The sequence below is a fragment of the Sphingosinicella sp. YJ22 genome, assembly GCF_011320075.1.
Lineage (GTDB): Bacteria > Pseudomonadota > Alphaproteobacteria > Sphingomonadales > Sphingomonadaceae > Allosphingosinicella.
Genome location: NZ_JAANPA010000079.1, coordinates 1 through 2,523, shown reverse-complemented (window position 1 = coordinate 2,523; position 2,523 = coordinate 1). Strand labels below are relative to the sequence as shown.

4 protein-coding genes and 1 pseudogene are annotated in these 2,523 nt (G+C 71.2%); 1 reads left to right on the top strand and 4 read right to left on the bottom strand.

Going from position 1 to position 2,523, the window contains the following annotated elements:
- Positions 1-254: pseudogene (locus G7B71_RS15520) on the bottom strand (hypothetical protein); the annotation flags it as partial.
- Between the two features lie 141 nt (positions 255-395).
- Between G7B71_RS15520 and G7B71_RS15515 the strand changes: the two are divergent.
- Entirely contained in the window at positions 396-671 is a 276-nt protein-coding gene (locus G7B71_RS15515; RefSeq protein ID WP_166042587.1) for a hypothetical protein, read from the top strand.
- Here G7B71_RS15515 and G7B71_RS15510 read toward each other — a convergent pair.
- The 3 genes from G7B71_RS15510 to G7B71_RS15500 form a co-directional block, all read right to left on the bottom strand.
- A complete protein-coding gene (locus G7B71_RS15510; protein ID WP_166042585.1) occupies positions 668-1,051 on the bottom strand; it encodes a thioesterase family protein in 384 nt (127 codons plus the stop codon). The genes G7B71_RS15515 and G7B71_RS15510 overlap by 4 nt on opposite strands.
- Before the next feature lie 31 nt (positions 1,052-1,082).
- Positions 1,083-2,099 (bottom strand): beta-N-acetylhexosaminidase, encoded by a 1,017-nt coding sequence (gene nagZ / locus G7B71_RS15505; protein WP_166042583.1) that lies wholly within the window; start codon positions 2,097-2,099, stop codon positions 1,083-1,085.
- A 120-nt stretch (positions 2,100-2,219) separates the two neighbouring features.
- The coding region (locus tag G7B71_RS15500) for an SPOR domain-containing protein (protein ID WP_166042580.1) at positions 2,220-2,523 on the bottom strand (304 nt) is incomplete at its 5' end.

Sequence of the window (2,523 nt, the reverse complement as noted above, 5' to 3'; positions counted from 1 at the left end):
GCCGCCCGCCGCACCCAGGCCAGCGCGCCGGGCTGCCGCGCCGCCAGCTTCGCCGGCGCCCCGGCCAGCGCCGCGTCCCAGGCCCGCGCGAACCATTCGTCGGCCCGCCGCAGATTGTACGGGATCATCCGCGCCACGCCGGCAGCCCGCGCCGCCTCGGTCACGTTCGCGGTTTCGCCGAGCACCCGAAGGAACCGCGCTCTCCGCGCCGGCGTGAGCGTGCTCCGCCGCGTCTCCTCCCGCTTCGCCGCCATGGCCCCATACGTACCTAATTAGCAACGCGAAGTCAACGTCAGATCGCCTATTTGGTTAGGTCGGTCGGCTTTGGTTGCAGCCGAAGAGCGCTTCCGGGGCACGCGGAGGGAACCACGGCCCGCGGCGCCGGTTCGACGCCAATGACCACGGAAGACGCCGCCATTCTTCATGCCGAGGTCGCCGCCTTGCAGGCGGTTCTGATCTCGCTCCTGCGCCGGGCGGCTTCCGAGCAGCCGGATCTCCTGCCGCTGCTGTGCACGGCGTTCGACGATGCCGAAACGGTGCTCACCGGGCTCGCCGTCCGGCTGGGCGGAGGCGCTTCGGGTCCGACCACGCTGAGTGCCCTGCGCGTGGTCGACGAGATCAGATCGGGGGTGCTGGTCCCCGACGCGGCCTGCTTCGGCTCGGGCGGCTAAGGCTTCAGGAAGCGGGCGGCGACGTCGCGGGCGAGGCGCGCCGGCTTCTTCGTGTCGGCGTCGAGGCAGCACCAGCTGCTCTTCACTTCCGCCAATATGTCCTCGCCGCGCTTGATCAGGGTGCTGAAGAAGGCGCGGGCGCCCTGCATTCCGTCGGCGACCACCTCGGCGATCACGGGGTCCTTGAGGAAGGCCGGCTTGCGGTAGGTGATCTCGTGCTTGAGCGCGACCCACAGGTGCGACGAGACCGCCTCGGCCGGCGCCGCCTTCTCCCAATAAGCCACCACCGATTCCTGCACCCACTTCAGGTACACGGCGTTGTTGACATGCCCCATATGGTCGATGTCGGCGCTGTCGATGGCGATCGGGTGGCGGAACATGCCACCAAGATCGTGAGCGCTTACACCAGTGTCAATAACTTGGGCGGACATGCGCGAGCAGCGCGTCGCGTTTGGCGATCAGCTCCGCGATATCCGCCTCCGGCTGAGCCGCGGACGGCACCGCCCGAGCCAGCCGCCCCGCGCTCTCCTCGCGCAACGGCGGAAGCGCTTCGGCGAGCCGCGCGCTTTCCGCGAAGTCGCCCGAGCAGCACAGAGCGAGGTCGCAGCCGGCGGCGAGAACCGCGGCGGCACGCTCCTCGACGCTGCCGGTCAGGGCGTGCATCGCGACATCGTCGCTGACCAGCAGCCCGGCGAAACCGATGCGGCCGCGGATGACCTGATCGACCACGACCGGCGACACGCTGGCGGCCCGTTCGGCGTCCCAGGCGGTGTAGAGGATATGCGCGGCCATGCCGATCCGCGCGCGTCCGGAGAGGCCCTGGAACGGCAGCAGGTCGGCGGCGAGCTCCTCCTCCGCAGCGTCCACGACCGGCAGCGCGACATGGCTGTCGCTGTCGGCGCGGCCGTGGCCGGGAAGGTGCTTGATCACGCCGGCGACCCCGCCTTCTCCGAGGCCGTCGAGCACCGTCCGGCCGAGCGCGGCGACGAGCAGCGGATCGGCGCCGAACGCGCGCTCGCCGATCACCGGATGCGCGCCGTCATGCCGAAGGTCGAGCAGCGGCAGGGTCGTCACATTGATTCCGGCCGCGCGCAGGACCAGCGCCATCGCCAGCGCGTTAACTCGGGCCGCCTCCATGCCGCTGATCGGGGCCGTCTCGTAAAGCGCGCCGATCCGCGCCCCGGCCGGAAATTCGGGCCAATGCGGCGGCCGCAGCCGCGCCACCGGGCCGCCCTCCTGGTCGACCATGATCAGCAGGTCGTCGCGCCCGGCCGCCGCGCGCAGCGCATCGGTCAGCGCGCGCAGCTGCTCCGGATCGGCGACATTGCGCCCGAACAGGATGAAGCCGGCCGGCTGCGCCGCGCGGAACAGCGCGCGTTCGTCGTCGGTGAGGGTGAGGCCTGACAGGCCGAGGATCGCGGGAAGCATGAACCCGCTCTAGCCTCGTGCCCTCTCCCCGTCATTCCCGCGAAAGCGGGAAACCAGCTTCCTGTTCAGCGCAAAAGAAGGAGCTGGATCCCCGCTTTCGCGGGGATGACATGGAGATCGCTAGTCGTTGACGTCCATGCAGGGCTGGCCGGCGGCGCGCAGTCGGCGGCAGACGGCGCTCGCGTCGGCGCCGGCGGCGCGCAGGCGATAGAATGTCTGGCCGCCGCGCTGGTGGACCATCACCTGATGCTGAAGCGCTCCGAGATAGGAGAAGCGCGCCGCGAGCCGGCGCCATTCGCCTTCCGCGGCCGCCTGGCTCGGGAACGCGCCGACCTGGATGGTCGGGCCGGACAGGCGCGGCTGCGGCCGCGGCGCTGGGGCCGAGGCGGCGGGAGCGGGCTGCTGCGCCTGCGGAGCGGGCTGG